Below are 25,693 nucleotides of genomic sequence, written 5' to 3'. Positions count from 1 at the left end.
TCGCGACACAAGGCCGCTCCCACAGGGATAGCGCAGCTTCCAGGCTTACGCGATCCCTGGGGGGGGGGCTTGTGTCGCGATAGGGCCGCAAAGCGGCCCCAGTGGCTTACAGCGTGGTATTGCGCGTCTCTTTCAGGCACAGCACGGCAATCAGGCTGATCACCGCCGCCACCGACACATAGCCCCCCACCCAGCTCAACCCCCCCATGCTCACCAGTTTCTGGGCAAAGAACGGTGCCGCCGAGGCGCCGACGATACCGCCCAGGTTATACGCCGCCGAGGCACCGGTATAACGCACGTGAGTCGGGAACAGCTCTGGCAGCAGTGCCCCCATCGGCGCAAAGGTCACGCCCATCAGGAACAGCTCGATGGCCAGGAACAGCGCCACACCCGTGGTCGATCCCGAAGTCAGCAGTGGCTCCATGGTAAAGCCCGACGCTATCGCCAGCAGGCCGCCGACGATCAGTACCGGCTTGCGCCCGTAACGGTCACTGAGCCAGGCCGACAATGGTGTGGCCAGGGCCATGAACACCACCGCGAAGCACAGCAGGCCAAGGAACGTTTCGCGGCTGTAGCCCAGTGTGGTCACGCCGTAGCTCAACGAGAACACCGTGGAAATGTAGAACAGTGCATAGCACACCACCATGGCCGCAGCGCCCAGCAGGGTTGGCAGCCAGTATTTGGAGAACAGGTCGACCACCGGCATTTTCACCCGCTCGTGGCGGGCAACGGCCTTGGCAAACACCGGGCTCTCTTCGAGCTTCAGGCGCACATACAGACCAACCAGTACCAGTGCGGCGCTGAGCAGGAACGGAATGCGCCAGCCCCACTCGCGGAACTGCTCGTCGCTGAGCACCAGGGCCAGAGTCAGGAACAGGCCGTTGGCAGCCAGGAAACCGATTGAAGGGCCCAACTGTGGGAACATGCCGAACCAGGCACGCTTGCCTTCCGGAGCGTTTTCGGTGGCCAGCAGGGCCGCTCCACCCCATTCGCCGCCCAGGCCCAGGCCTTGGCCAAAGCGCAGCAGGCAGAGAATGATCGGCGCCCACACGCCAATGCTGTCATAGCCCGGCAGCACGCCGATGGCGGTGGTGGATACGCCCATCAGCAGCAGCGAGGCAACCAGCGTCGACTTGCGGCCGATGCGGTCGCCAAAATGGCCGAACAATGCCGAGCCCAGTGGGCGGGCGAGGAAGGCGATACCGAAGGTGAGGAAGGCGGCCAGCATTTGCGCGGTGCCCGACCCGGACGGGAAGAACACCGGGCCGATCACCAGGGCTGCGGCGGTGGCGTAGACATAGAAATCATAGAACTCGATGGCGGTGCCGATGAAGCTGGCAGTGGCTACCCGCGCAGGCGAGTTGACTGGCGCGGCAGGCGCTTGGGCGTAAGTACTGCTTGTCATTGAGTAAGTCCCTGACAGTCTGGTCCGGCTCCATGGGCTTGGCCCGCGATGGCTTGCCATGTAAAAGGCACGGTTACGCGGACGCCGGAGCGTTTCGTTGTGTGCGCCCGACTGACGATGGCCCAAGGGGGGTAGGGGCGGGGCGGGTACTGTTCGGGGTATTGACGCAGGACCGCAGGGCGTATCAGTGGAGCGGACTGGCCGTGGAGCGCCGGGTGCGGGTAGCAGGCGTGACGGCGGGGCTGGGTAAGCGTGACCCGAGTATAGCTATCGGGTCACGGTCCACACCAGTACCTTGCTGGCACAATTGTCCTCTGTTTCAAGGATTTCCAGGCGATAGCGGCCTATCTTCAGGCAAACAGCGCTTTCCGGGATGCTTTCCAGCGCTTCGGTCACCAGCCCGTTGAGGGTTTTCGGCCCGCCGTCGCAGGGTAGGTGCCAGCCCAGGGTGCGGTTGATTTCGCGTAACGAAGCGGTGCCATCGATGACGAAGGTGCCATCGGGCTGCGGGTGGACATGCGGGTTATCCAGGCTTTGCTCGTCCTCGAACTCGCCGACGATCTCTTCGAGAATGTCTTCCAGGGTGACGATACCCAGTACTTCGCCGTACTCGTCCACTACCACGCCCAAGCGGCGTTGCTGCTTGTGGAAGTTCAACAACTGCATTTGCAGGGGCGTGCTTTCCGGCACGAAATAGGGCTCGTAGCAGGCGCCGTGCAGCGCTTCGAGGGTCAGCCCGGCCTTGGGCAAGAGGTGGCTGATCAGCTTGGTGTTGAGGATCGCTTCGACCTGGTTGATATCGTTGTGGTAGACCGGCAGGCGGGTGTGGCGGCTGACGATCAACTGCTCGATGATGCGCTCGATCGGCTCGTCGAGGTTGATGCCATCCACTTCGTTGCGCGGCACCAGGATGTCGTTGACGGTGATCTTGTCCAGCGATTGCAGGCCGTCGAGCAGGCCATGGCGAGGCGCTTCGTGCTGTTCATCCTCATCGAAGTCATCGCTATCCTGCGTGTGCAGGGCCACCGCTGTGGGCTGTGCACGGAACGGGCGCAGAATCAGCTTGGCGGTGCCGTCCAGCAGGCAGGCCAGTGGCTGCAGCAGTGCGAGGGGCACTTTCAGCAGGCTGGCGCCAAGGCTCACGAACGCCTGCGGGTTACGCCGGGCCAGGCGTCGCGGCAGGTATTCGGCAAAAACCAGCAAGGCAAGGGTGGCGGCCAGGCCTGCCAGCCAGAAGCCGTGCTCGCCACTCTGGCGCTGGCCGACCAGGCAGGCCAGCCCCAGTACCAGCAGCTTGCCCAGGCTGGCGCACAGCACCAAGGCCTGGGCTGGCAGTACGGGCTGGCCGTCTTCGCCGGCGCGCAGTGCGCCATTGAGCTGCAGGCGGGCAGCATCCACTGCGGTGAACAGCGCTGACCACAAAAGGGCCAGTGCCAGAGTGCCGAATAGCGGTGCGTACGGCAGGGTATCCATGGGCGGCCGTCAGATATGCAAGATGAATTCGCGAACCAGCTTGCTGCCGAAATAGGCCAGCATCAGCAGGCAGAAACCGGCCAGTGTCCAGCGGATGGCCATGTGGCCTCGCCAACCCAGGCGGGTGCGGCCCCACAGCAGCACGCTGAACACCACCCAGGCGACACAGGCCAGCAAGGTCTTGTGCACCAGGTGCTGGGCGAACAGGTTGTCGAGGAACAGCCAGCCGGAGATCAGCGACAGCGACAGCAGGCACCAGCCGGCCCAGAGGAAGCCGAACAGCAGGCTTTCCATGGTTTGCAGTGGCGGGAAGTTACGGATCAGCCCGGACGGGTGCTTGTTCTTCAATTGGCGGTCCTGCAGCAGCAACAGCAGCGACTGGAACACCGCGATGGTGAACAGCCCGTAGGCCAGGATCGACAACAGGATGTGCGCAAGGATGCCGGGTTCTTCGTTGATCAGCGGTACCGTGCCGGGTGGTGCGAACTGGGCCAGCAGCGCGGTCACCGCACCCAGCGGGAACAGTAGCACCAACAGGTTTTCCACGGGTATGCGCAGGCAGGCCAGCAGGGTCAGGGAGATGACGGCCACGGCGATCAGGCTGGCGGCGCTGAAGAAGTCCAGGCTCAGGCCCAGCGGGGTGATCAGCTGGAAGAACAGTGCGCCGGCCTGGGCCAGGACCGCGATGACACCCAGCAGGCCAAGCAGGCGCTTGTCGGCCTTGCGGCCCTGGGACAGGTATGAGCCCTGGTAGATGGCCGCCGCTATATATAGGCCGGCAGCGATCAGGTTGGGGATGAGGCTGGGAGAGGAGACCATAAGTCCTGGTTGGCGAGCCTTAAAGAGACGGAGTTTGGCATAGATTCCGCTGATCAAGGAAGACTGAAGGCTTGTGTCAGGGCATTCGCGGGCACGCCCGCTTCTGCAGGTATGGCGCAGGCCTGCAAGCAGTGAGGATCCTGTGGGAGCGGGCGCGCCCGCGAAGAGGCCAGCACAGCCACCGAATATCTACCAAGGTGTGCGTCGCCGCTGCACTTCGCTATAATCGCCGCCTTGCTGTGCCCGGCGGGTGGGTAGTTCCCCCCTGGCACCTGACAAACCTCGGCTTTACTGGGCCTGAAAGGATCACCATGTTCGAAAACCTGACCGACCGCCTGTCACAGACGCTGCGCCATGTCACCGGCAAGGCCAAGCTGACCGAAGACAACATCAAGGACACGCTGCGCGAAGTGCGCATGGCCCTGCTCGAGGCCGACGTCGCCCTGCCGGTAGTCAAGGATTTCGTCAACAGCGTCAAGGATCGTGCGGTCGGTACCGAGGTGTCGCGCAGCCTGACCCCGGGCCAGGCCTTCGTGAAGATCGTCCAGGCCGAGCTGGAAAGCCTGATGGGCGCGGCCAACGAAGACCTCGCACTGAACGCCGCCCCGCCTGCTGTCGTACTGATGGCGGGCCTGCAGGGCGCCGGTAAGACCACCACCGCCGGCAAGCTGGCGCGCTTTCTTAAAGAGCGCAAGAAAAAGAGCGTGATGGTGGTGTCTGCCGACGTCTATCGTCCGGCGGCGATCAAGCAGTTGGAAACACTGGCCAACGATATCGGCGTCACCTTCTTCCCGTCCGATATCAGCCAGAAGCCGGTGGCCATCGCCGAAGCCGCCATCCGTGAAGCCAAGCTGAAGTTCATCGACGTGGTCATCGTCGACACCGCCGGCCGTCTGCACATCGACGCCGACATGATGGACGAGATCAAGGCGCTGCACGCTGCCGTCAAACCGATCGAGACGCTGTTCGTGGTCGACGCCATGACCGGCCAGGACGCCGCCAACACCGCCAAGGCGTTTGGCGAGGCGCTGCCGCTGACCGGTGTGGTGCTGACCAAGGTCGACGGTGACGCCCGTGGCGGTGCCGCGCTGTCGGTCCGTGCAATCACCGGCAAGCCGATCAAGTTCATCGGTATGGGTGAGAAGACCGAGGCACTCGAGCCGTTCCACCCCGACCGCGTCGCTTCGCGCATCCTCGGCATGGGCGACGTGCTCAGCCTGATCGAGCAGGCCGAGCAGACCATCGACAAGGCCAAGGCCGACAAGCTGGCCAAGAAGCTGAAGAAGGGCAAGGGCTTCGACCTCGAAGACTTCCGCGACCAGTTGCAGCAAATGAAGAACATGGGCGGCCTCGGCGGCCTGATGGACAAGCTGCCGAGCATCGGTGGGGTCAACCTCTCACAAATGGGCAACGCCCAAGGCGCGGCCGAAAAGCAGTTCAAGCAGATGGAAGCGATCATCAACTCCATGACCCCGGCCGAGCGCCGTGACCCTGACCTGATCAGCGGTTCGCGCAAGCGCCGTATTGCATTGGGTTCCGGTACCCAGGTGCAGGACATCGGGCGGCTGATCAAGCAGCACAAGCAGATGCAGAAGATGATGAAGAAGTTTTCTGCCAAAGGCGGCATGGCCAAGATGATGCGCGGCCTCGGTGGGATGCTGCCAGGTGGCGGCATGCCAAAGCTGTAACCCCTGATCCGGGTGCCTGCCTTTTGTCTGGCAAGCGCCCAGAATCCCCGCTGTAGCGGGGCAACGGCCGCGAATTTCGCGGCGCAACCGGCAAATCTGGACGGCAGGGCGAGGCCTTGCCGAAAAAGTCATTTGCAAATGTCCGTGTATTCCCCGAGAATATGCGGCCTTTTGGGCACCCGTGTGCCTATTTGGCATTCAGATTTGCAGTACCAGCTGCTGTATCAACTGCAGCACCGACTATAGGAACGATGTTCACATGGTAACCATTCGTCTGGCCCGTGGCGGCTCGAAAAAGCGCCCATTCTACCACCTGACCGTGACCAACTCGCGTAACGCCCGTGACGGCCGTTTCGTTGAGCGCGTAGGTTTCTTCAACCCGATCGCTGCTGGCGCCGAAGTCAAGCTGTCGGTCAACCAAGAGCGCGTCACCTACTGGCTGAGCCAGGGTGCACAGCCGTCTGAGCGTGTTGCTCAGCTGCTGAAGGAAGCTGCCAAGGCCGCTGCCTGAATAGTATGAACGCGACGCCAGAAAAGGCTGACGACCTCATCGTCGTTGGCAAGATTTTTTCGGTTCACGGCGTTCGCGGCGAGGTGAAGGTGTATTCCTTTACCGATCCGATTGAAAACCTGTTGGATTATCCGCGCTGGACGCTTCGGCACGAAGGCAAGGTAAAGCAGGTCGAGCTGGTCAGCGGTCGTGGCTCCCAAAAGGGCCTGGTCGTGAAACTGAAAGGTCTCGAGGATCGCGATGAAGCCCGTCTTCTGAGCGGTTACGAAATCTGCATCCCGCGGAGCCTTTTGCCCAACCTGGCTGCCGACGAGTACTACTGGTACCAGTTGGTAGGTCTGAAGGTCATCAACCAGGACGAACAACTGTTCGGCAAGGTCGATCACCTGTTGGAGACCGGTGCGAACGATGTAATGGTGGTCAAGCCCTGCGCAGGCAGCCTGGATGATCGCGAGCGTCTGTTGCCCTATACGGAGCAATGTGTGCTGGCAATCGACCTCGAAGCAGGCGTGATGCGGGTCGAATGGGACGCGGACTTCTAAACGATGGGTAACCTTCGCGTAGACGTCATCACGTTGTTCCCCGAGATGTTCTCGGCCATCACGGAGTACGGCATTACCAGCCGCGCGGTGAAACAGGGGTTGCTTCAGGTGACTTGCTGGAACCCGCGGGACTACACCACAGATCGTCACCACACGGTAGATGATCGGCCGTTTGGCGGTGGTCCGGGCATGGTGATGAAAATCAAGCCTCTGGAAGACGCCCTGGTTAGCGCCAGGCAGGCGACCGGAGCAGCGGCGAAGGTGATCTACCTTTCGCCACAAGGCCGCAAGCTGACTCAGCAGGCGGTCAAAGGCCTGGCCGAACAGGAATCGTTGATCCTGATCGCCGGTCGTTATGAAGGCATCGACGAGCGCTTTATCGAGGCTCATGTCGATGAGGAGTGGTCGATTGGCGACTATGTGCTTTCCGGTGGCGAGCTGCCGGCCATGGTACTGATCGATGCGGTTACGCGGCTGCTGCCCGGAGCTTTAGGGCATGTGGACTCGGCGGAAGAAGATTCCTTCACCGACGGTCTGCTCGATTGCCCGCACTACACCCGGCCTGAGGTGTATGCGGATCAGCGTGTTCCCGACGTGTTGCTAAGTGGCAACCATGCACATATCCGGCGTTGGAGGATGAAGCAGTCCCTTGGTAGGACCTTCGAACGACGCGCCGATCTTCTGGAAAGTCGCTCGCTTTCTGGAGAAGAGAAGAAGCTGCTCGAGGAATATCTCCGCGAGCGGGACGATAGTTAAACGTATCGATGGTGGATCGCGTATCCATCTTAGGAGCACAGCATGACCAACAAGATCATCCAGCAGCTCGAAGCCGAGCAGATGAGCAAGGAAATCCCGACCTTCGCACCAGGCGACACCGTTGTCGTTCAGGTTAAAGTGAAGGAAGGTGAGCGTTCCCGTCTGCAGGCGTTCGAAGGCGTCGTTATCGCCAAGCGTAACCGCGGTCTGAACAGCGCCTTCACCGTGCGCAAGATCTCCAGCGGCGTTGGCGTAGAGCGTACCTTCCAGACCTACAGCCCGCAAATCGACAGCCTGGCCGTGAAACGTCGTGGTGACGTGCGTAAAGCCAAGCTGTACTACCTGCGCGACCTGTCCGGCAAAGCCGCTCGCATCAAGGAAAAACTGTCCTGAGTGCAGTTTGCCCGGTGGCCGAGGCCGCCTAGCGAGAAAGAAGCAGCCTTCGGGCTGCTTTTTTGCGTTTTGAAACCCCGAAAATGTGATTGCCATGACGACCCGAGACCAGGAAATCCAGCGCCGCACCGAACTGTCGGTGACCCGCGTGACCAAGGCGGTGTTCCCCAATACCACCAACCACCACAACACCCTGTTCGGCGGCACCGCCCTGGCCTGGATGGACGAAGTGTCGTTCATCGCTGCCACGCGCTTTTGTCGCCTGCCGCTGGTGACCGTGTCTACCGACCGCATCGATTTCAAGCACCCGATTCCGGCGGGCTCGATCGTCGAGCTGGTGGGTACGGTGATCAAGGTCGGCAATACCAGCTTGCAGGTGCAGGTGGATGTGTTTGTCGAGAACATGTACCTGGATGGCCGTGACCGGGCGATCCATGGGGTGTTCAGCTTCGTCGCCATTGACGAGGACAAGCGCCCGGTACCCGTGCTGCCAGGCGCCTGAGTATCACGGCTCCGGTGCTCGCTCGATCAATGCCACCAAGGTCCATCCCGGTTGCGGCTGCAACGGGTTGTCAGGGCTGGCTACATGGACCCAGCCATGGTCATCGCGCGCGAACAGCAAGTGTGCACGCTCGCCATGCAGCGCCTGGTAGGCGTCCCAGCCAAAGCCTTCGGTCAGGTTGGTACTGTACAGCTCGGCGCCCTGATGCATGCGGTTGGCCAGTTGCAGATAGGTCATCGGCTTGGCCCCCAATAGATGCCCGCGGTGCTCTTCGGCCGCCCGATGCTTGTCGCTACGTTGTTTTTCCAGGCCACTGGCAAGCACGAACAGCCGGCTGTGCCCGAAATCATGACGGAACCTGGCGCAGGCCAAGGCATTGATTTCGCCGGCAGGAGAGAGGCCCAGCAAGTGCCCGAGGCCGACCAGGTCCAGATGGGCGTCGGCATGCTGCGAGGCTGGGTTGCCAAAATAGGTCGTGAGCCCGTCCATACGCGCGGCGCGGATGTTTTCCCAGCTGGAGTCCGTCAGCAAAACCCGGCAGCCCAATTGCTGGAGGGTTTTGGCGATGGCCCGGGCCGGCTCGTTGGCACCGACGATGAGAAACCCGCTGGGAGCCGGTTCGGCAACCTTGAGCAAGCGTGCCAGCGGCCTGGCTGTGGCGCTTTGCAGTACTACCGTGCCGATGATTACCGCGAAGGTCAACGGTACCAGCAGCAAGGCATCCTGGTGGCCGGCCTGGTGCAGACGGATGGCAAAAATGGCTGAAACGGCTGCGGCAACGATGCCGCGTGGCGCAATCCAGGCCAGCAGCGCGCGCTCCCGCCAGTTGAGTGTCGAGCCCAATGTGGCCAGCCAGACGCTGAGCGGGCGTGCCAGCAGTTGGATCACCAGCAACAGTGCCAGGACGGCAGGGCCAAGGCCTAGCAGGGCATGCAGGTCAAGGCGTGCAGCCAGCAGGATGAACAGGCCGGAAATCAGCAGCACACTTAGGTTTTCCTTGAAGTGCAGGATCTGTCGCACATCAACCCCGCGCATGTTGGCCAGCCACATCCCCATCACGGTCACTGCCAGCAGCCCGGACTCGTGCATGATCTGGTTGGCGGCGATGAAAATACCCAGTACCGCCGCCAGTGACGCGAGGTTGTGCAGGTATTCCGGTAGCCACTGTTCGCGCATGATTTGCCCCAGCAGCCAGCCCCCAGCCGCGCCCAGGGCGGTACCGCAGAAGAGCACACCGGCGAAGGTGATAAGGCTCTGGCTCAGGCCGTTACCCTCGGCGCTGGCGATGATGAAGCTGTATACCACCACGGCGAGCAGCGCGCCGATCGGGTCGATCATGATCCCTTCCCAGCGCAGGATGTTCGCGATCGCTGCCTTTGGCCGCACCACGCGCAGCATGGGCACGATCACCGTTGGGCCGGTCACCAGGGTCAGGGTGCCGAAGAGAATCGCCAGCGGCCAGTCGAACCCGAGCAGCCAGTGGGTTGCCAGTGCAATCACCAGCCAGGTGACCAGTGCGCCCACTGTGACCAAGCGATGCACCACGCTGCCGATCTCGCGCCACTGGGACAGGTGCAGGGTCAGGCTGCCTTCGAACAGAATCAGCGCCACCGCCAGCGACACCAGCGGCATCAGCAATGGGCCGAACAGCGCCTCGGGGTCGAGCCATCCCAGCGCTGGGCCGGCAAGGATCCCGGCCAACAACAGAAACAGAATCGCCGGCAGCTTCAGGCGCCAGGCCAGCCACTGGCAGGCGAGCGCTGCGGCGCCGATGCCGCCCACGCTCAGAAGGATCTGCTGTTCGTTCATGCGGGCTCCCTATGCCGGCGTTGTTATGAAAGACTAAGCGCCATTTCATCGTTTGCCACCGAGATTTCATGCCCGCCCTCGACCACCCCTTGATCGACCAGTTCCTTGACGCCTTATGGTTGGAAAAAGGCCTGTCCGACAACACCCGCGTGTCCTACCGTAGCGACCTGGCCCTGTTCAATGGCTGGTTGCAGGAGCATTCGGTATCGTTGCCAGACGCTGGCCGCGACCTGATCCTCGATCACCTGGCCTGGCGCCTGGATCAAGGTTACAAGCCACGTTCCACGGCGCGTTTCCTGTCTGGTTTGCGCGGTTTCTTCCGTTACCTGCTGCGGGAAAAGCTGGTGGCGATCGACCCGACCCTGCAGGTCGACATGCCGCAATTGGGCAAGCCGCTACCCAAGTCGCTGTCTGAAGCCGACGTCGAAGCCTTGCTGCAGGCTCCGGACCTGGGCGAAGCCATTGGCCAGCGCGACCGTGCCATGCTCGAAGTGCTCTACGCTTGCGGCCTTCGGGTCACCGAACTGGTCAGCCTGACCCTCGACCAGGTCAACCTGCGCCAGGGTGTGCTGCGGGTGATGGGCAAGGGCAGCAAGGAACGCCTGGTGCCTATGGGGGAAGAGGCGGTAGTGTGGCTGGAGCGCTACCAGCGCGATGGGCGCGCCGAACTGCTCAATGGCCGTCCCAGCGATGTGCTGTTCCCCAGCCAGCGCGGCGAGCAGATGACCCGCCAGACCTTCTGGCACCGTATCAAGCACCACGCACGGGTTGCCGGCATCGACAAGCCGCTGTCGCCGCACACCCTGCGGCATGCCTTCGCCACCCACCTGCTCAACCATGGTGCCGACTTGCGTGTGGTGCAGATGCTGCTGGGGCACAGTGACCTGTCGACCACGCAGATCTATACCCACGTCGCCAAGGCCCGGCTGCAGCAGTTGCACGCCCAGCACCATCCGCGTGGATGAATGTTATTCATGTTCCGCCGACCGGTCCTTGCGAGCCCCTTCACTGGCAGCGTGATGTGGTAGGCTTGAGCGGTTTGCACCACGGGCCGCACGGTCACCGCGTATTTTCCGCAGGTGGCGCCCTCCGGCCCCTGTCCGCCTTCAGGAGTTCCCATGCGCGTGACCCAGTTTTTCGCCGCCGCCGCGTTGGCGTTGGCCAGTACCTTTGCCGTTGCCGCGGCAACCGATAGCAACGCCGGTGCGGAGCAGGCCATCCGTAAATCGTTGCAGAACCTCGAACTGGAAGTGCCCGTGGAAAGCGTGGCCAGCAGCCCGCTCAATGGCCTGTATGAAGTCAAGCTGCAGGGCGGGCGCGTGCTGTACGCCAGCGCCGACGGTCAGTTCGTGATGCAGGGCTACCTGTTCCAGATCCAGGACGGCAAGCCGGTCAACCTCACCGAAAAAGCCGAACGCCAAGGTATCGCCAAACTCATCAACGGCATTCCAGCCGCCGAGATGGTGGTTTATCCTGCCAAGGGCGAGACCAAGTCGCACATCACCGTGTTCACCGACACCACCTGCCCGTACTGCCACAAGCTGCACGCCGAAGTGCCCGAGTTGAACCGTCGCGGTATCGAAGTGCGCTATGTCGCCTTCCCGCGCCAGGGCCTCGGTTCGTCGGGTGACCAGCAGTTGCAGGCGGTGTGGTGCTCCAGTGACCGCCGTGGGGCGATGGACAAAATGGTCGAAGGTAAAGAAATCAAGGCCGCCAAGTGCACCAACCCGGTCAGCAAGCAGTTCCAGCTGGGTCAGTCGATCGGGGTCAATGGCACGCCGGCCATTGTTCTTGAAAGCGGCCAGGTCATTCCTGGCTACCAGCCGGCACCGCAGGTCGCCAAGCTGGCACTTGCCAAGTAATTCAGTTCAGTACGCCGTCGTCATGGGGTGACGGCAAGTTTCACGGTCGGCAAACGTGTCGGCCGTTCAATGGGGAGTTCACAGTGAAACCGGTCAAAGTAGGCATCTGTGGGTTGGGGACCGTCGGTGGCGGAACCTTCAATGTACTTCAGCGCAACGCCGAGGAGATTGCCCGCCGTGCCGGGCGCGGTATTGAAGTGGCACAGATCGCCATGCGCTCGCAGAACCCGAACTGCCAGATTACCGGTACCCCCATTACCGCTGACGTGTTCGAAGTTGCAAGCAACCCGGAGATCGACATTGTCATCGAGCTGATCGGTGGCTATACCATCGCCCGCGACCTGGTGCTGAAGGCCATCGAAAACGGCAAGCACGTGGTCACCGCCAACAAGGCGCTGATTGCCGTGCATGGCAACGAAATCTTCGCCAAAGCCCGCGAGAAGGGTGTGATTGTCGCGTTCGAGGCGGCCGTAGCCGGTGGCATCCCGGTGATCAAGGCCATTCGCGAAGGCCTGTCGGCCAACCGCATCAACTGGCTGGCTGGCATCATCAACGGCACCGGCAACTTCATCCTCACCGAAATGCGTGAGAAGGGCCGTGCCTTCCCGGACGTGCTGGCCGAAGCTCAGGCGCTGGGCTACGCAGAAGCCGACCCGACCTTTGACGTAGAAGGCATCGACGCTGCGCACAAGCTGACGATCCTGGCGTCCATCGCGTTCGGTATCCCGCTGCAGTTCGACAAGGCCTACACCGAAGGTATCACCCAGCTGACAACGGCAGACGTGAACTACGCCGAGGCCCTGGGCTACCGCATCAAGCACCTGGGCGTGGCGCGTCGCACCGCCGAAGGTATCGAGCTGCGCGTGCACCCGACGCTGATCCCGGCCGACCGCCTGATCGCCAACGTCAACGGCGTGATGAACGCTGTCATGGTCAACGGTGATGCTGCAGGCTCCACCCTGTACTACGGTGCCGGCGCGGGTATGGAGCCTACCGCTTCGTCAGTGGTCGGCGACCTGGTCGACGTGGTCCGTGCCATGACCTCCGACCCGGAAAACCGCGTGCCGCACCTGGCCTTCCAGCCAGACTCGCTGTCGGCCCACCCGATCCTGCCGATCGAAGCCTGCGAAAGCGCCTACTACCTGCGCATCCAGGCCAAGGATCACCCGGGCGTACTGGCCCAGGTCGCCAGCATCCTCTCGGAGCGTGGTATCAACATCGAGTCGATCATGCAGAAGGAAGCCGAGGAACAGGATGGCCTGGTGCCAATGATCCTGGTGACCCATGGCGTGGTCGAGCAGCGTATCAATGATGCCATCGTCGCTCTGGAAGCCCTGCAGGACGTGGTCGGCAAGGTTGTGCGCATTCGCGTCGAACAGCTCAACTAACAAGTATTTGCCGACGGGCCGCCTGCGCGGCCCCGGCCCCAGCATCGAAGGTTTGCACCCATGCGCTATATCAGTACCCGCGGCCAGGCACCGGCCCTCAATTTCGAAGACGTGCTGCTGGCTGGCCTGGCCAGCGACGGCGGCCTCTACGTGCCGGAAAACCTGCCACGCTTCACCCAGGAAGAAATCGCCTCGTGGGCAGGCCTGCCTTACCACGAGCTGGCCTTCCGCGTGATGCGCCCGTTCGTCGAAGGCAGCATCGCCGACGCCGACTTCAAGAAGATCCTCGAAGAAACCTACGGCGAGTTCGCCCACGCCGCGGTCGCCCCGTTGCGTCAACTGAACAGCAACGAGTGGGTGCTGGAACTGTTCCACGGCCCGACCCTGGCGTTCAAGGACTTTGCCCTGCAGTTGCTCGGCCGCCTGCTGGACCATGTGCTGGCCAAGCGCAACGAGCGCGTGGTCATCATCGGTGCCACCAGCGGTGATACCGGTTCCGCCGCGATCGAAGGCTGCCGCCGTTGCGACAACGTCGACATCTTCATCCTGCACCCGCACCAGCGTGTGTCGGAAGTGCAGCGCCGCCAGATGACTACCATCTTTGGCGACAACATCCACAACATCGCCATCGAAGGCAACTTCGACGATTGCCAGGAAATGGTCAAGGCCAGTTTCGCCGACCAGTCGTTCCTCAAGGGCACCCGCCTGGTAGCCGTCAACTCGATCAACTGGGCGCGGATCATGGCCCAGATCGTCTACTACTTCCATGCAGCCCTGCAGTTGGGTGGCCCGGCGCGCTCGGTGGCGTTCTCGGTACCGACCGGCAACTTCGGCGACATCTTCGCCGGCTACCTGGCGCGCAACATGGGCCTGCCGGTCAGCCAATTGATCGTCGCCACCAACCGCAACGACATCCTGCACCGCTTCATGAGCGGCAACCAGTACGTCAAGGAAACCCTGCACGCCACCCTGTCGCCGTCGATGGACATCATGGTCTCGTCCAACTTCGAGCGCCTGCTGTTCGACCTGCATGGCCGCAACGGTGGTGCGATTGCCGAGCTGATGGCCAACTTCAAGCAAGGTGGCGGCTTCAGCGTCGAGCAAGACCGCTGGACCGAAGCCCGCAAACTGTTCGACTCGCTGGCTGTCAGTGACGAGCAAACCTGCGAAACCATCGCAGAAGTGTTCGCCGCCACCGGTGAAGTGCTCGACCCGCATACCGCAATCGGCGTCAAGGCTGCCCGCGAGTGCCGCCGCAGCCTGGACACGCCAATGGTGGTGCTGGGTACCGCGCACCCGGTCAAGTTCCCGGAAGCGGTGGAGAAGGCCGGTGTGGGCAAGGCGCTGGAGCTACCCGTGCACCTCAGCGACCTGTTCAGCCGTGAAGAGCGTTGCACGGTACTGGCCAATGACCTGAAGGCTGTACAGGGCTTTGTCAGCCAGCACGGCAACCGCGGCAAGCCGCTGTAATTGCATGGCGTTTGGGGCTGCACAGAGCAGCCCCAAAGTCTAAGACTTTTCCCTCCGGTCTATCAGAAACATCCTATTCGGTCCGCAGAGCTTCAAGCATAAATTAGCCGGTCCTCCCTCCAGGAGCGGCTCATGCACCAGCCCTATGTGTTGATCCACCAGGCTCGCCCATCCCATCAGATCCTCTTGCACCAGGCCCTTAACGGCCAAGGCGTCTTCAACGTGCGCATCAGCGAGAGCATCGCTGACCTCGACGCCTGCCTCTGTGCTGAGCGTCGCCCCGACCTGCTGATCCTCGACCACGCCATGCCAGCCCGGGCCGGCCTTGCCCTGTTCGCCCAGCCGCAGCGCGCGCGCATTGCTGTTCGTCGGGCAGCCTGCCCCAACGCGTCAAAACCTTGCCCAAGAGGCCAGAAAGCGCGGCATGTGGGTGCTCGACGAGTTGCCCTGGCCGCTGTCTATGCCACGCCTGCAGCATGCCTTGCAGACACTGCAGGTACGCCCTGGTCGGCGTATTCAAACTGTCATGCCAGCCCCGCATGCTCATTGAAGCGGGCGCGGTTTGACGAACTTTCTGCGGCGCCTGCTGGTCAGTCACTTTAGGTCCCACCACGCAGCGAGTGATCCGGATGGAAAGAATCTGCAGCCTGCTCAACGAAGCCCTGACGCCCTATCAGACCCACCTTGGCATCGCCGATCCCGGCGGTAATCGTCAACTGACCGTTCACGATCCCCTCTCAGGTATTACCTTGCGGCGCACGGTCAGCGAGCGCCAATTGCAAGAGCAACGCCTGCTGATCGACCTCGTGGACGGCTTGCACCGAGACCTGCAGATAGCTGAGGGGCGGTTGCAGCCTTGTGTGATCGCGGCATTGCAGCATCGTCAGCAACCGCAGGGAACCTTTGCCTGAGTGGCTTATCAGACAGTGTAGGGGCAGCCAGCCAGTGCTTTGCTCCAGCGCTGGCAAGGCTGTCACGGGAAGTCCTCAAGGGCTTTCGCTTGGCCCCGGGCGTCTTCCCCAGCGCCCGGGGTTTCTTTTTCCGGGCAGGCACCTATCCCCAAGGCTGCTCCTGCAACCACGGTGCATGCCGGTTGGGTTTATCTGGCCTCAAAGAAACGGCGGCTTTCTTGCAGGTAGTCTTCCCGCAATGCCTGGTCCAGCCAGCGGGCATACAACCCAGGCAACACATCCCGGCGCAGGGCAGGCAGCAACTGATCGATGTGGGCAACTGCCGCACGCCCCAGTTCGCTGTCTGTACACCCCACGTGCAGAAACTGGTAGCGCTTCACGCCCTGCACAGTATGAAACTGATAGTCATCCAGTGATCCGCCTTGTTGTTGTATCAGGTAGCGCACTTCAGGCCAGTAGCCGAGCACCAGGCGCAGGCGCCCCAGCTGCTGCATCTGCAGCAGGTTGGCGGTGGCCTCGTTGCCGTAGTGCCGGCTGAGCGCGCTGTCGGGCAACTGGCGCAGGATGCTGTCAATCTGCGTACCGTAGCTGCGCTCGGCGACAACCCCCAGCTTCAGCGGGGTCTTGCTCAGCAGGCCACGCAGGTCCACCTGCTGGCCGTCGAGGTAGGGTGCCACCAGCGCCTGGTTTTCCTTGCGCAACACCAGGCCACCGCTGAGCGCGCCCAGCGATGGAACGGAAAAATGCACATACTCGGCCCGTTTCGGGGTCCACAGCACGGTTGGGTCGCAGGTAAAGGTGTCACGGTCTTGCAGCATCTGCAGGCCGCGGGCGCGGTTGACCCGCACGATGCTGTGTTCGTACTCGGGCATCTGCCTGATCAGCAGCGGTAACAACTGGTCGATCACCCCCCGGCCTTCTTCCGGGCCATCAAAGATGGTGAACGGTGGCAGGTCACGCACCAGCCAGAAGAGGTGCTCCTTGGCGCTCGCTGGCTGCATCAGCAACGCGGGCAAAAGCCCGCAGAGCAGGACCAGAAGGCGTAGGCAGCGGATTGCGTACATGGAGACGGAAGCGCCAGGGTCAGACCGTGCCCGCTGCACGCAGGCTGGCGATGGCCGCTGCGTCGTAGCCCAGGCTGCCGAGCAGCGCCTCGGTATGCTCGCCCAAGGCCGGGCCGACCCATTCGCTAGAGCCGGGAGTCTCCGACAGCTTGGGCACGATGCCGGGCATGTGGAATGGCTTGCCATCCGGCAGCTTGGCCTGCAGGAACATCTCGCGCGCCAGGTACTGGGGGTCGTTGAACATGTCTTCGGCCGAATAGATACGACTGGCCGGCACTTCGGCGGTGGTCAGCACCTGCATCAGTTGCTCCAGTGGCAGGCTGTTGGCCCAGCGGTCGATTACCCCGTACAGCTCGTCACGACGCAGGTCGCGGCCGTCGTTGCTGGCCAGGGTCGGGTCATTGGCCAGGTCGTCGCGACCGATCGCCTGCATGAAGCGCTTGAAGATCGCATCACCGTTGGCGCCGATCTGCACATGCTTGCCGTCGGCGCTTGTGTGGATGGAGGAGGGCGTGATGCCTGGCATGATGTTGCCGGTGCGTTCGCGGATGAAACCGAACACATCGAACTCCGGGACCATGCTCTCCATCATGGCAAAGATCGCTTCGTACAGGGCCACGTCCACCACTTGGCCCTGGCCGCCATTGACCTCCCGGTGGCGCAGCGCCATCAGCGCGCCGATCACCCCCCACAGGGCGGCAATCGAGTCACCGATGGAAATCCCCGTGCGCACCGGCGGGCGGTCATCGAAACCGGTGATGTAACGCAGGCCGCCCATCGACTCGCCTACGGCACCGAAGCCTGGCTGGTCTTTCATCGGCCCGGTCTGGCCAAAGCCCGACAGGCGCACCATCACCAGGCGCGGGTTCAGCGCATGCAGTACATCCCACCCCAGGCCAAGTTTCTCCAGCACCCCCGGGCGGAAGTTTTCGATCAGGATGTCGGCCTCGGCCAGCAGGCGCTTGAGGATATCGCGGCCCTCGGGGTGCTTGAGGTTGAGGGTGAGCGACTGCTTGTTGCGGGCCTGCACGAACCACCACAGCGAGGTGCCCTCGTACAGCTTGCGCCACTTGCGCAGCGGGTCGCCGCCGTCGGGCGATTCGACCTTGACCACTTCGGCACCGAATTCGGCACAGATGCGCGAGGCGAACGGCCCGGCGATCAGGGTACCGAGTTCGACAACTTTAAGGCCGGCGAGGGGTTTGCTGGGCGTCGACATGGGGTATCCGTGGCTGTTGGGCAGAGCCGTGGTTTTATCACACGTCGGTTTCGCCGGGTACTGCTGCGGGGCATGGAAGGTGCGGATGGGGTAGACTGTGCCACTTTCTTTTGCACGAAGCCCGTTGACCATGGCCCAGCCGTCCACCACCTACAAGTTCGAATTGAATCTCACCGACCTTGATCGCAACGTCTACGAAAGCGTCAAACAGACTATCGCTCGGCACCCTTCGGAAACCGAAGAGCGCATGGCAGTTCGTCTGTTGGCGTACGCGCTCTGGTACAACGAGAACTTGTCGTTTGGCCGCGGCCTGTCGGATGTCGATGAGCCGGCGCTGTGGGAAAAGAGCCTGGACGACCGCGTGCTGCACTGGATTGAAGTTGGCCAGCCCGATGCCGATCGCCTGACCTGGTGCTCGCGTCGTACCGAACGCACCAGCTTGCTGGCTTACGGCAGCCTGCGAGTGTGGGAGGGTAAAGTGGTAAGCGCGGTCAAGAACCTGAAAAACCTGAGCATTGCCGCTGTGCCGCAAGAGGTGCTGGAAACCCTGGCGACCGACATGCCGCGTAGCATCAAGTGGGATGTGATGATCAGTGAAGGTACGGTATTCGTGACTGACGACCGTGGCCAGCATGAAGTCCAACTGCAGTGGCTGCTCGGTGAGCGTGGTTGAAGCAACCCATGCGTATCGAACCTCGCCCGCTGCCGCCGACCCTGCCATTTCTGGGTAACCTGCCACCCTTGCTGACCCGCCTTTACGCCGCGCGCGGCGTGCAGAGCGAGGCCGAGCTGGACAAAAGCCTGGCACGCCTGCTGCCGTACCAGCAGCTCAAGGGCATCGAAGCCGGTGTGGACCTGCTGGTCGAAGCCATCGACCAGCGCCAGCGCATCCTCATCGTCGGCGACTTCGATGCTGACGGTGCCACCGCCAGCACCGTCGGGGTGTTGGGTCTGCGCCTGCTGGGCGCGGCCCATGTCGATTATCTGGTGCCCAACCGCTTCGAGTACGGCTACGGCCTGACCCCGGAAATCGTCGAGGTGGCGCTGCAGCGCCAGCCGCAGTTGCTGATTACCGTGGACAACGGCATTTCCAGTGTCGACGGGGTAGCGGCCGCCAAGGCCGCCGGGCTCAAGGTACTGGTCACCGACCACCACCTGCCGGGCGAGCAGTTGCCCGACGCTGATGCCATCATCAACCCCAACCAGCCGGGCTGCAGCTTTTCGAGCAAGTCACTGGCCGGGGTAGGGGTGATCTTCTATGTGTTGATGGCCCTGCGCGCTCGCTTGCGCAGCCTTGGGCGCTATGAGGCGCAGCCACAGCCGAACATTGGCGAGCTGCTCGATCTGGTGGCGCTGGGCAGTGTTGCTGACGTGGTGCCGCTGGATGCCAACAACCGCATCCTGGTGCACCAAGGCCTCGAGCGCATCCGCGCCGGCCGCGCCCGGCCCGGCCTCAAGGCCATCCTTGAGGTGGCGCGGCGCGATCACCGGCGCATCACTTCGACTGACCTTGGTTTCATCCTCGGCCCACGGTTGAATGCCGCCGGGCGCCTGGACGACATGAGCCTGGGCATCGAATGCCTGCTGTGCGAGGACGCGGCGCTGGCCCAGGACATGGCCCAGCAGTTGGATGACCTGAACCAGGACCGCAAGTCCATCGAGCAGGGCATGCAGCGCGAAGCCCTGGCCCAACTCAAGGACCTGCCGGTCGAGTCGATGCCATATGGGTTGTGCCTGTTCGATGCCGACTGGCACCAGGGCGTGATCGGTATTCTGGCTTCGCGCTTGAAGGAGCGTTACCACCGGCCGACCATTGCGTTCGCTGATGCTGGCGACGGCATGCTCAAAGGTTCGGCGCGCTCGGTGCCGGGGTTCCATATTCGCGATGCGCTGGATGCCGTGGCCGCGCGCCACCCGCAGTTGATCAGCAAGTTCGGCGGCCACGCCATGGCGGCAGGGTTATCGTTGCCCGAGGCCAATTTCCCGGCATTTGCCGAGGCGTTCGATGAAGAGGTGCGGCGTCAACTGCGCGAAGAAGACCTGACCGGCCGGCTGTTATCCGACGGTAGCCTGGCGGTCGAGGAATTCCACCTCGACCTGGCCAAGGCCCTGCGCCACGCCGGGCCTTGGGGCCAGCACTTCCCGGAGCCGCTGTTCCATGGCGTGTTCCAGTTGGTGGAGCAGCGTGTGGTTGGCGAACGGCACCTGAAAGTGGTGCTCAAGAGCGAATGTGGCTCGGTGCGGCTGGATGGCATTGCCTTCGGCATTGACCGCGAAGTGTGGCCAAACCCGACGGTGCGCTGGGTGGAGTTGGCGTACAAGCTGGATGTGAACGAGTTTCGCGGTAATGAGAGTGTGCAGTTGATGATTGCGCATATGGAGCCGCGCTGACTGTAAATGGGGGCTGCTTTGCAGCCCATCGCCGGCAAGCCAGCCCCCTCGCCCGCATTGACCTCAAATCATGCCCGCTCCCACACATGCAACTGTTAGTGGCGGATCTCGGATTGCCTTTTGCGCTTCCGGTTCTGCCAGTGCATGACGCCTGCTGCGACGAACGAAGCCAGGCTCAGCAGTGAGAAGAACACCATCCCCTCGACTGCTTCCCGGTTGTAAGTCTCTCTCACATACTTCTTGATTGTTTGATCGTACAGAATCTCATCGCTGGTCGATAATTGTCTGACGATTGAGCCGGCTAAAGCATCTTCGATATCTGCAAACAGGGGCGTTGCCTTGCTAAGGTTGGCGGCGTCGAAGCGGGCTTTTTCTGCATAAACCCATGTTTTGATCAGATGGCCGCTTGGTTCGGTGTAAGCAATGCCAAAACTGTAGATCGACTTGTCATGCTCCCAAAGTTCAGGTTTTGATGTAAGAGTGGCTGGAACGCGTACCCAGGGAGCTGTTACTGGTTGTGTGCTGCTGTTCCAGTTCGTTAGGTAGATCGGAATAAAACATAAGAAAGTGAAGCCGATAAGTAACATGGATGTCATTCGCTTATGGGGTTCCAAAGCCTGCATGATTTCGATCCAGGCACGCCAAGTTAACATCAGCAAATCCCTCCTAGGAATGAAGCCTTCTAACGATATTTGTCTTGCTGTGGGGCAGAGCAACAAGCGTACTTGTCCTGGCCGCCACCTATGACGGTGGTGATTGATGGACGAGGACCTGCGGGCGGTTGTCCATTAATGCTGTCAATTCCAACGGTGATCGTAGCGCCGTCACTAGTAGATGGCGGCGGCTGAATGGGGGGATTCACACCGCCATAAATAACTGGTTGCCCCCAGGTGTTCACTTGGAATAGCTCTAATCTTCTTGTTTGGCTTGTTCATCCAGTGTAATGGCATTGTCTAGAATGCTAATGTCACTTGGAGCGAATTGTCTTTGCATTGGCTATGCCTCAAGTTTTGTACAATGCCTTAAAGGCTGTTAGCCAGATAGTGGTGGTTGGCGCTAGGAGACATTAGTCGCTTGGTGTAGTGGGTTCGATAAGATATGGGGGTTACTGATTGAGAAGATTTTCCGAAGCTGATGTGGCTCTTGAGGTAATTGGCTGTGGGAAATCTTCCGTTGCCCCGGTGTGTCGGGGCAAGAAGGTGTACATGGGGGAGGTGACCCATTCATGTATGGAGTAATTACTGCCCTTAGCCGAGTAGCAGTGGCGCCAACCTCAACGCGACATACCTAGGGGTTGTATGAAATGCCTTGAGACGAAAGTCAGGCAAGGCGAAAACAGCCGAAGAAGCGCGATTTATGGGCCGTAAATGAGCATTCCGAGGCTGTTTTCAACGCAGCGTTACTGAGTATCAAGGGATTTCATACAGAGCCTAACTCGGCATCATCCATCAACGCCTTGGTCATCGCACTGAGGTAGTGGGCAGCCCAGATCATCATGGGTTTCTCATCCATCAGGCCGAGGATGGCCAGCTCACGCACATAACCCATCAATTCGGATGCCTGATCACGGGCGTCCCGGCACGGAATGCCTGCTTCGATGCGAAACAGTGGGTGGGTCTGGTTTTCACCTTGGAAGAAAGTGGTTTTGCCGACGGTGAATTGGGTGTCGACTGTGCTCATTGATCCTTCTCCTGAATCATTTCGAGTGACAATGAATGAAAGTTCTAATCGAAATGAGGGGGGGATCAGGGGCTGTCATTTTCATATCAATCACTCGTAGGCTTACTGATTGACTGCTTCTCCGATTCCACACGAAGGGTGGCAGCTCTACGCGGTGTGGAATCCAGGCTACGAGTTAAACTGGTAGGTTTGTGACCTTCCGCGCACAACGGCCATGACGACAGTTACTCGGTAATTGATCGGATTCCACGCCCGGACGCTGAATGCCAGCAACCAGCAAAGGCGACATACTCTCAAGACAAAAAAACGCACCCCACCCAAAATCCCATGGAACCTCCTCCCCACCCATTCTGGTCTAGTCTGAGGTTATGACCGGACTTGGGCCAGGGACGTGTAATTGAGTGTCCAGGCCGGATCACCATTGGAGTCCTTGGGAGGTGCCCTCATGAGCCTGCTGCTCGAGCCTTACACCCTGCGTCAGCTAACCTTGCCCAACCGCATCGCCGTGTCACCAATGTGCCAGTATTCCGCCGTCGATGGCTTGGCCAACGACTGGCATCTCGTCCATTTAGGTAGCCGCGCCGTCGGTGGCGCCGGCCTGGTAATCACTGAAGCCGTGGCAGTGACCGCCGGTGGCCGTATTACCGCCGAAGACCTGGGCCTGTGGGACGACGCCCAGATCGCGCCGTTGCAGCGCATCACCCGCTTCATCAGTGCACAGGGGGGCGTGCCTGGCATCCAGCTGGCCCACGCCGGGCGCAAAGCCAGTACCTACCGCCCATGGCTTGGCAAACAGGGCAGCGTCAAGCTGGAGGAGGGCGGCTGGCAACCGGTGGGGCCGTCGAAGATCGCCTTCGATCCGCAGCACACACCTCCACGCGAGTTGAGTCAGGACGAGATCCAGGAGGTGATCGCCGCCTTCGTCGCCTCGACAGAGCGCGCCTTGAAGGCTGGATTCAAGGTGGTGGAACTCCATGCTGCCCATGGCTATCTGCTGCACCAGTTCCTGTCACCGCTAAGCAACCAGCGCCGTGACGAATATGGCGGTAGCTTTGAAAACCGTATTCGCCTGACCCTGCAGGTGGTCGAGGCCGTGCGCAAGGCCTTGCCTGCCGAATTGCCGCTGTTCGTGCGTGTATCGGCTACCGATTGGGTAGAGGATGGCTGGAACCCGGATGAAACCGTCGAACTGGCACGCCGCCTGCGGGAGTTGGGCGTGGATCTGATGGATGTCTCTTCAGGCGGCACCTCGGTCAACGCCGAGATCCCTACCGGCCCCGGCTACCAGACCCGCTTTGCCGAGCGCGTGCGCAAGGAATCGGAAATTGCCACCGGCACCGTGGGCATGATCACCGAACCGGCCCAGGCCGAGCACATCCTGCGCACCGGCCAGGCCGATATCATCTTCCTCGCCCGCGAACTTTTGCGCGATCCGTACTGGCCACTGCATGCCGACGACGACCTGGGCGGCAACAAGGCCACTTGGCCGGCGCAATACCAGCGCGCGACCAGCCGCGCCAACCCGATTCACGAGTCCGATTTGCGCGACTGACCCAAGCCTTGCGCGGCCCTTGCAGGAGCGGCCCTGTGTCCCGGCAACAGTTGCCGGGGCTGCCGCGCAGCCCATCGCGATACAAGGCCGCTCCTGCAACGCCGGCGTTGGTAGCTGGGTTCAGCTATAGGTAGCCTTGCTGAGAATATCGCTCACCCATTGATTGATGCTCTTTTCGGCCAGCTCTGCCTGGGCCGCCACACTGGCGTGAAGGGTAGGCTCAAGGCGTAGGCTGAGCTTGCCGGAGTACGTTTTCTGCGGTTCCCGCCCGAGGCGTTGGCAAGTCTCAAGATAATCGTCAACGGCTTCTTCAAATGCCTGGCGCAACTCACTGATCGATTCGCCATGAAAACCAATCACGTCGCGAACACCGGCGACATGGCCGATCAGCAACTGGTCTTCGTCGCTGTATTCGATACGAGCGGCGTAGCCGCGGTAAGTCATTACATTCATGGTAATACTCCTGCCTGCTCAAGGAACTGGCGGGCGTCTCTGAGTTGATAGGGCTTGGCGTGCCTGTCCGGATGAGGGCGGTGGAAGGTTGCCACTGCTCCATTGAGTTCAAAGCGAACCCGCGATCCTCTTCCTTCTATGACCCTGGCACCCAGCGATACCAATAGAGACTCCACTCGCGCCCACTCCAGTGTTCTGGGCACCGGCCTTTCAAGTAATGCTTCAAGTGTGGCTTTCTGATGATTATTCATGGTATCAGATTATGATACCAAGCATGAGGGCTCAATGGATGTGCAGTAGGAGGGAGTAGATCACCGTTGAAGGAAAATTCTGAGGCGTTGACCGAGGGGCATTCAAGACCCTCGGTCAACGCGAGCACTTAGTGCTTGATCATCACATGGCGCACACAGGTGTAGTCCTCCAGCCCATACATCGACATGTCCTTGCCATACCCTGAATGCTTCTGCCCGCCATGGGGCATTTCGCTGACCAGCATGAAGTGGGTGTTCACCCAGGTGCAGCCGTACTGCAAGCGTGCCGCCAGGCGGTGGGCGCGGCCGGTGTCGCGGGTCCATACCGATGAGGCCAGGCCGTAATCGGAGTCGTTGGCCCATTCCAGCGCCTGCGCTTCATCGGTGAAGCGGGTGACCGAAATCACCGGGCCAAACACTTCGTTGCGCACGATCTCGTCATCCTGAAGGGCATCGGCCAGTACGGTAGGTTCGAAGAAATAGCCATCGCCCTCGATTGCCTTGCCACCGGTAACCAGACGAATGTGCGGCTGGGCGATGGCCCGCTGCACCAACCCGGCAACCTTGTCGCGGTGCTGGGCACTGATAAGCGGCCCCAGTTCGGTTTCTTCAGACTCCTGCAGGCCCGGTTTGAGGCTGGCTACGGCTTTACCCAGGCGCTCGACGAAGCGCTCGTAGATCCCGTCCTGCACATACAGGCGGCAGGCTGCGGTGCAGTCCTGGCCGGCGTTGTAAAAGCCGAAGGTTCGGATGCCGTCGATGGCGGCATCGATGTCAGCGTCATCGAACACCAGCACCGGCGCCTTGCCGCCCAACTCCATGTGCATGCGTTTCACGCTGTCGGCGGTGGCGCTGATGATGTGCGCGCCGGTGGGGATCGAGCCGGTCAGCGATACCATGCGCACCTTGGGGTGGGTAATCAACGGGTTGCCGACCGTCTGGCCGCGGCCGAAGAGAATGTTCAGCACGCCCGGCGGGAGCAGGTCCTGGGCCAGCTCGCCCAGGCGCAGGGCCGTCAGCGGCGTCAGTTCGGACGGCTTTATCACCACCGTGTTGCCGGCCGCCAGGGCCGGGGCGATCTTCCAGGCCAGCATCATCAGCGGGTAGTTCCACGGCGCGATGGAAGCCACCACGCCCAACGGGTCGCGGCGAATCATCGAGGTGTGGCCCGGTAGGTACTCGCCTGCCGCCGAGCCGCCCAGGCAGCGCGCCGCACCGGCAAAGTAGCGGAACACGTCGGCAATCGCCGGGATCTCATCGTTCAGTGCAGCGCTCAGGGGCTTGCCGCAATTTTGCGATTCCAGCCGGGCCAGTTCATCGCCATGGGCTTCGATGGCGTCGGCCAGCGCCAGCAATGCTTGCGAACGTTCTTTAGGGCTGGTTTGCGACCAGCTGTCGAAGGCCTGGTCGGCAGCGCGTACGGCGCTGTCCACCTGTGCCTCAGTGGCTTCGTTGATCTGCGCCAGGGCAGTGCCCAGCGCCGGGTTGAGCACGGTCCAGGCCGGGCCTTGGCCAGCGACCAGTTGGCCATTGATCAGCATCTGCGTTTGCATC

The 25,693-nt window shown here is 61.6% G+C and carries 25 protein-coding genes and 1 pseudogene; 15 read left to right on the top strand and 11 right to left on the bottom strand.

The window, feature by feature from the left end:
- Window positions 1-106 precede the first annotated feature (106 nt).
- From ACF8EF_RS21985 to ACF8EF_RS21975, 3 genes are all read right to left on the bottom strand, one after another.
- Window positions 107-1,405 (bottom strand): MFS transporter, encoded by a 1,299-nt coding sequence (locus ACF8EF_RS21985; RefSeq protein WP_392460532.1) that lies wholly within the window; start codon window positions 1,403-1,405, stop codon window positions 107-109.
- A 267-nt stretch (window positions 1,406-1,672) separates the two neighbouring features.
- On the bottom strand, window positions 1,673-2,878 hold the full coding sequence (locus tag ACF8EF_RS21980; protein WP_176682702.1) for a transporter associated domain-containing protein: 1,206 nt from the start codon (window positions 2,876-2,878) through the stop codon (window positions 1,673-1,675).
- A 9-nt stretch (window positions 2,879-2,887) separates the two neighbouring features.
- Window positions 2,888-3,697: an inner membrane protein YpjD gene (locus ACF8EF_RS21975; RefSeq protein ID WP_176682703.1), complete on the bottom strand. Its 810-nt coding sequence runs from the start codon at window positions 3,695-3,697 to the stop codon at window positions 2,888-2,890.
- A gap of 311 nt (window positions 3,698-4,008) precedes the next feature.
- On the opposite strand from ACF8EF_RS21975, the gene ffh reads away from it, so the two are divergent.
- From ffh to ACF8EF_RS21945, 6 genes are all read left to right on the top strand, one after another.
- A complete protein-coding gene (gene ffh / locus ACF8EF_RS21970) occupies window positions 4,009-5,385 on the top strand; it encodes a signal recognition particle protein (protein WP_003252139.1) in 1,377 nt (458 codons plus the stop codon).
- A gap of 259 nt (window positions 5,386-5,644) precedes the next feature.
- A complete protein-coding gene (rpsP, locus tag ACF8EF_RS21965) occupies window positions 5,645-5,896 on the top strand; it encodes a 30S ribosomal protein S16 (protein WP_003252142.1) in 252 nt (83 codons plus the stop codon).
- A 5-nt stretch (window positions 5,897-5,901) separates the two neighbouring features.
- Entirely contained in the window at window positions 5,902-6,438 is a 537-nt protein-coding gene (gene rimM, locus ACF8EF_RS21960; protein ID WP_084850792.1) for a ribosome maturation factor RimM, read from the top strand.
- 3 nt (window positions 6,439-6,441) lie between these two features.
- Window positions 6,442-7,194 (top strand): tRNA (guanosine(37)-N1)-methyltransferase TrmD, encoded by a 753-nt coding sequence (gene trmD / locus ACF8EF_RS21955; RefSeq protein ID WP_003252146.1) that lies wholly within the window; start codon window positions 6,442-6,444, stop codon window positions 7,192-7,194.
- Window positions 7,195-7,236: 42 nt separating this feature from the next.
- On the top strand, window positions 7,237-7,587 hold the full coding sequence (gene rplS, locus ACF8EF_RS21950) for a 50S ribosomal protein L19 (RefSeq protein WP_003252148.1): 351 nt from the start codon (window positions 7,237-7,239) through the stop codon (window positions 7,585-7,587).
- A 94-nt stretch (window positions 7,588-7,681) separates the two neighbouring features.
- Window positions 7,682-8,089 carry an acyl-CoA thioesterase gene (locus tag ACF8EF_RS21945; RefSeq protein ID WP_014592194.1) on the top strand — a complete coding sequence of 136 codons (408 nt, stop codon included), beginning with the start codon at window positions 7,682-7,684 and terminating at the stop codon, window positions 8,087-8,089.
- 3 nt (window positions 8,090-8,092) lie between these two features.
- Here ACF8EF_RS21945 and ACF8EF_RS21940 read toward each other — a convergent pair whose 3' ends face one another.
- Window positions 8,093-9,898 carry a sodium:proton antiporter gene (locus tag ACF8EF_RS21940; protein ID WP_176682706.1) on the bottom strand — a complete coding sequence of 602 codons (1,806 nt, stop codon included), beginning with the start codon at window positions 9,896-9,898 and terminating at the stop codon, window positions 8,093-8,095.
- A 68-nt stretch (window positions 9,899-9,966) separates the two neighbouring features.
- On the opposite strand from ACF8EF_RS21940, the gene xerD reads away from it, so the two are divergent.
- The 6 genes and pseudogenes from xerD (at window position 9,967) to ACF8EF_RS21910 (ending at window position 15,529) form a co-directional block, all read left to right on the top strand.
- On the top strand, window positions 9,967-10,863 hold the full coding sequence (xerD, locus tag ACF8EF_RS21935; RefSeq protein ID WP_003252154.1) for a site-specific tyrosine recombinase XerD: 897 nt from the start codon (window positions 9,967-9,969) through the stop codon (window positions 10,861-10,863).
- 153 nt (window positions 10,864-11,016) lie between these two features.
- A complete protein-coding gene (locus tag ACF8EF_RS21930; RefSeq protein WP_104962463.1) occupies window positions 11,017-11,760 on the top strand; it encodes a thioredoxin fold domain-containing protein in 744 nt (247 codons plus the stop codon).
- A gap of 83 nt (window positions 11,761-11,843) precedes the next feature.
- The gene (locus ACF8EF_RS21925; protein ID WP_003252157.1) at window positions 11,844-13,148 is read left to right on the top strand and encodes a homoserine dehydrogenase; all 1,305 of its coding nucleotides are present in this window, start codon (window positions 11,844-11,846) and stop codon (window positions 13,146-13,148) included.
- A gap of 60 nt (window positions 13,149-13,208) precedes the next feature.
- On the top strand, window positions 13,209-14,618 hold the full coding sequence (gene thrC, locus ACF8EF_RS21920; RefSeq protein WP_176682708.1) for a threonine synthase: 1,410 nt from the start codon (window positions 13,209-13,211) through the stop codon (window positions 14,616-14,618).
- Between the two features lie 132 nt (window positions 14,619-14,750).
- A pseudogene (locus ACF8EF_RS21915) lies at window positions 14,751-15,168 on the top strand (histidine kinase).
- A 79-nt stretch (window positions 15,169-15,247) separates the two neighbouring features.
- Window positions 15,248-15,529, top strand: coding sequence for a DUF3509 domain-containing protein (locus ACF8EF_RS21910; RefSeq protein WP_176682709.1), 282 nt, complete (start codon window positions 15,248-15,250; stop codon window positions 15,527-15,529).
- A 188-nt stretch (window positions 15,530-15,717) separates the two neighbouring features.
- Here ACF8EF_RS21910 and ACF8EF_RS21905 read toward each other — a convergent pair whose 3' ends face one another.
- A complete protein-coding gene (locus tag ACF8EF_RS21905) occupies window positions 15,718-16,593 on the bottom strand; it encodes a TIGR02285 family protein (protein WP_392460530.1) in 876 nt (291 codons plus the stop codon).
- A 19-nt stretch (window positions 16,594-16,612) separates the two neighbouring features.
- A complete protein-coding gene (locus tag ACF8EF_RS21900; protein WP_010952569.1) occupies window positions 16,613-17,812 on the bottom strand; it encodes a CaiB/BaiF CoA-transferase family protein in 1,200 nt (399 codons plus the stop codon).
- 130 nt (window positions 17,813-17,942) lie between these two features.
- Between ACF8EF_RS21900 and ACF8EF_RS21895 the strand changes: the two genes are divergently transcribed.
- Window positions 17,943-18,485 (top strand): YaeQ family protein, encoded by a 543-nt coding sequence (locus ACF8EF_RS21895; protein WP_003252169.1) that lies wholly within the window; start codon window positions 17,943-17,945, stop codon window positions 18,483-18,485.
- 8 nt (window positions 18,486-18,493) lie between these two features.
- The gene (gene recJ, locus ACF8EF_RS21890) at window positions 18,494-20,203 is read left to right on the top strand and encodes a single-stranded-DNA-specific exonuclease RecJ (protein ID WP_392460529.1); all 1,710 of its coding nucleotides are present in this window, start codon (window positions 18,494-18,496) and stop codon (window positions 20,201-20,203) included.
- Between the two features lie 95 nt (window positions 20,204-20,298).
- Here recJ and ACF8EF_RS21885 read toward each other — a convergent pair whose 3' ends face one another.
- Window positions 20,299-20,856 carry a hypothetical protein gene (locus ACF8EF_RS21885; protein ID WP_392460528.1) on the bottom strand — a complete coding sequence of 186 codons (558 nt, stop codon included), beginning with the start codon at window positions 20,854-20,856 and terminating at the stop codon, window positions 20,299-20,301.
- Between the two features lie 766 nt (window positions 20,857-21,622).
- A complete protein-coding gene (locus tag ACF8EF_RS21880; protein WP_176682713.1) occupies window positions 21,623-21,883 on the bottom strand; it encodes a DUF3077 domain-containing protein in 261 nt (86 codons plus the stop codon).
- 445 nt (window positions 21,884-22,328) lie between these two features.
- Between ACF8EF_RS21880 and ACF8EF_RS21875 the strand changes: the two genes are divergently transcribed.
- Window positions 22,329-23,435 carry an NADH:flavin oxidoreductase/NADH oxidase gene (locus ACF8EF_RS21875; protein WP_392460527.1) on the top strand — a complete coding sequence of 369 codons (1,107 nt, stop codon included), beginning with the start codon at window positions 22,329-22,331 and terminating at the stop codon, window positions 23,433-23,435.
- A 120-nt stretch (window positions 23,436-23,555) separates the two neighbouring features.
- Here ACF8EF_RS21875 and ACF8EF_RS21870 read toward each other — a convergent pair whose 3' ends face one another.
- From ACF8EF_RS21870 to ACF8EF_RS21860, 3 genes are all read right to left on the bottom strand, one after another.
- Window positions 23,556-23,888, bottom strand: a complete 333-nt coding sequence (locus tag ACF8EF_RS21870; RefSeq protein ID WP_176682715.1) for a type II toxin-antitoxin system HicB family antitoxin — start codon at window positions 23,886-23,888, stop codon at window positions 23,556-23,558.
- Complete coding sequence (locus ACF8EF_RS21865; protein ID WP_209963865.1) at window positions 23,885-24,139, bottom strand: type II toxin-antitoxin system HicA family toxin; 255 nt, start codon at window positions 24,137-24,139, stop codon at window positions 23,885-23,887. Before ACF8EF_RS21865 ends, ACF8EF_RS21870 begins: the two co-directional genes overlap by 4 nt.
- A 128-nt stretch (window positions 24,140-24,267) precedes the next feature.
- Entirely contained in the window at window positions 24,268-25,692 is a 1,425-nt protein-coding gene (locus ACF8EF_RS21860) for a gamma-aminobutyraldehyde dehydrogenase (RefSeq protein ID WP_209963867.1), read from the bottom strand.
- Window position 25,693 lies beyond the last annotated feature (1 nt).

Source organism: Pseudomonas sp. zjy_15 (assembly GCF_043101865.1).
GTDB classification, from domain to species: domain Bacteria; phylum Pseudomonadota; class Gammaproteobacteria; order Pseudomonadales; family Pseudomonadaceae; genus Aquipseudomonas; species Aquipseudomonas putida_Y.
This window is presented reverse-complemented; position numbering and strand designations above follow the sequence as displayed.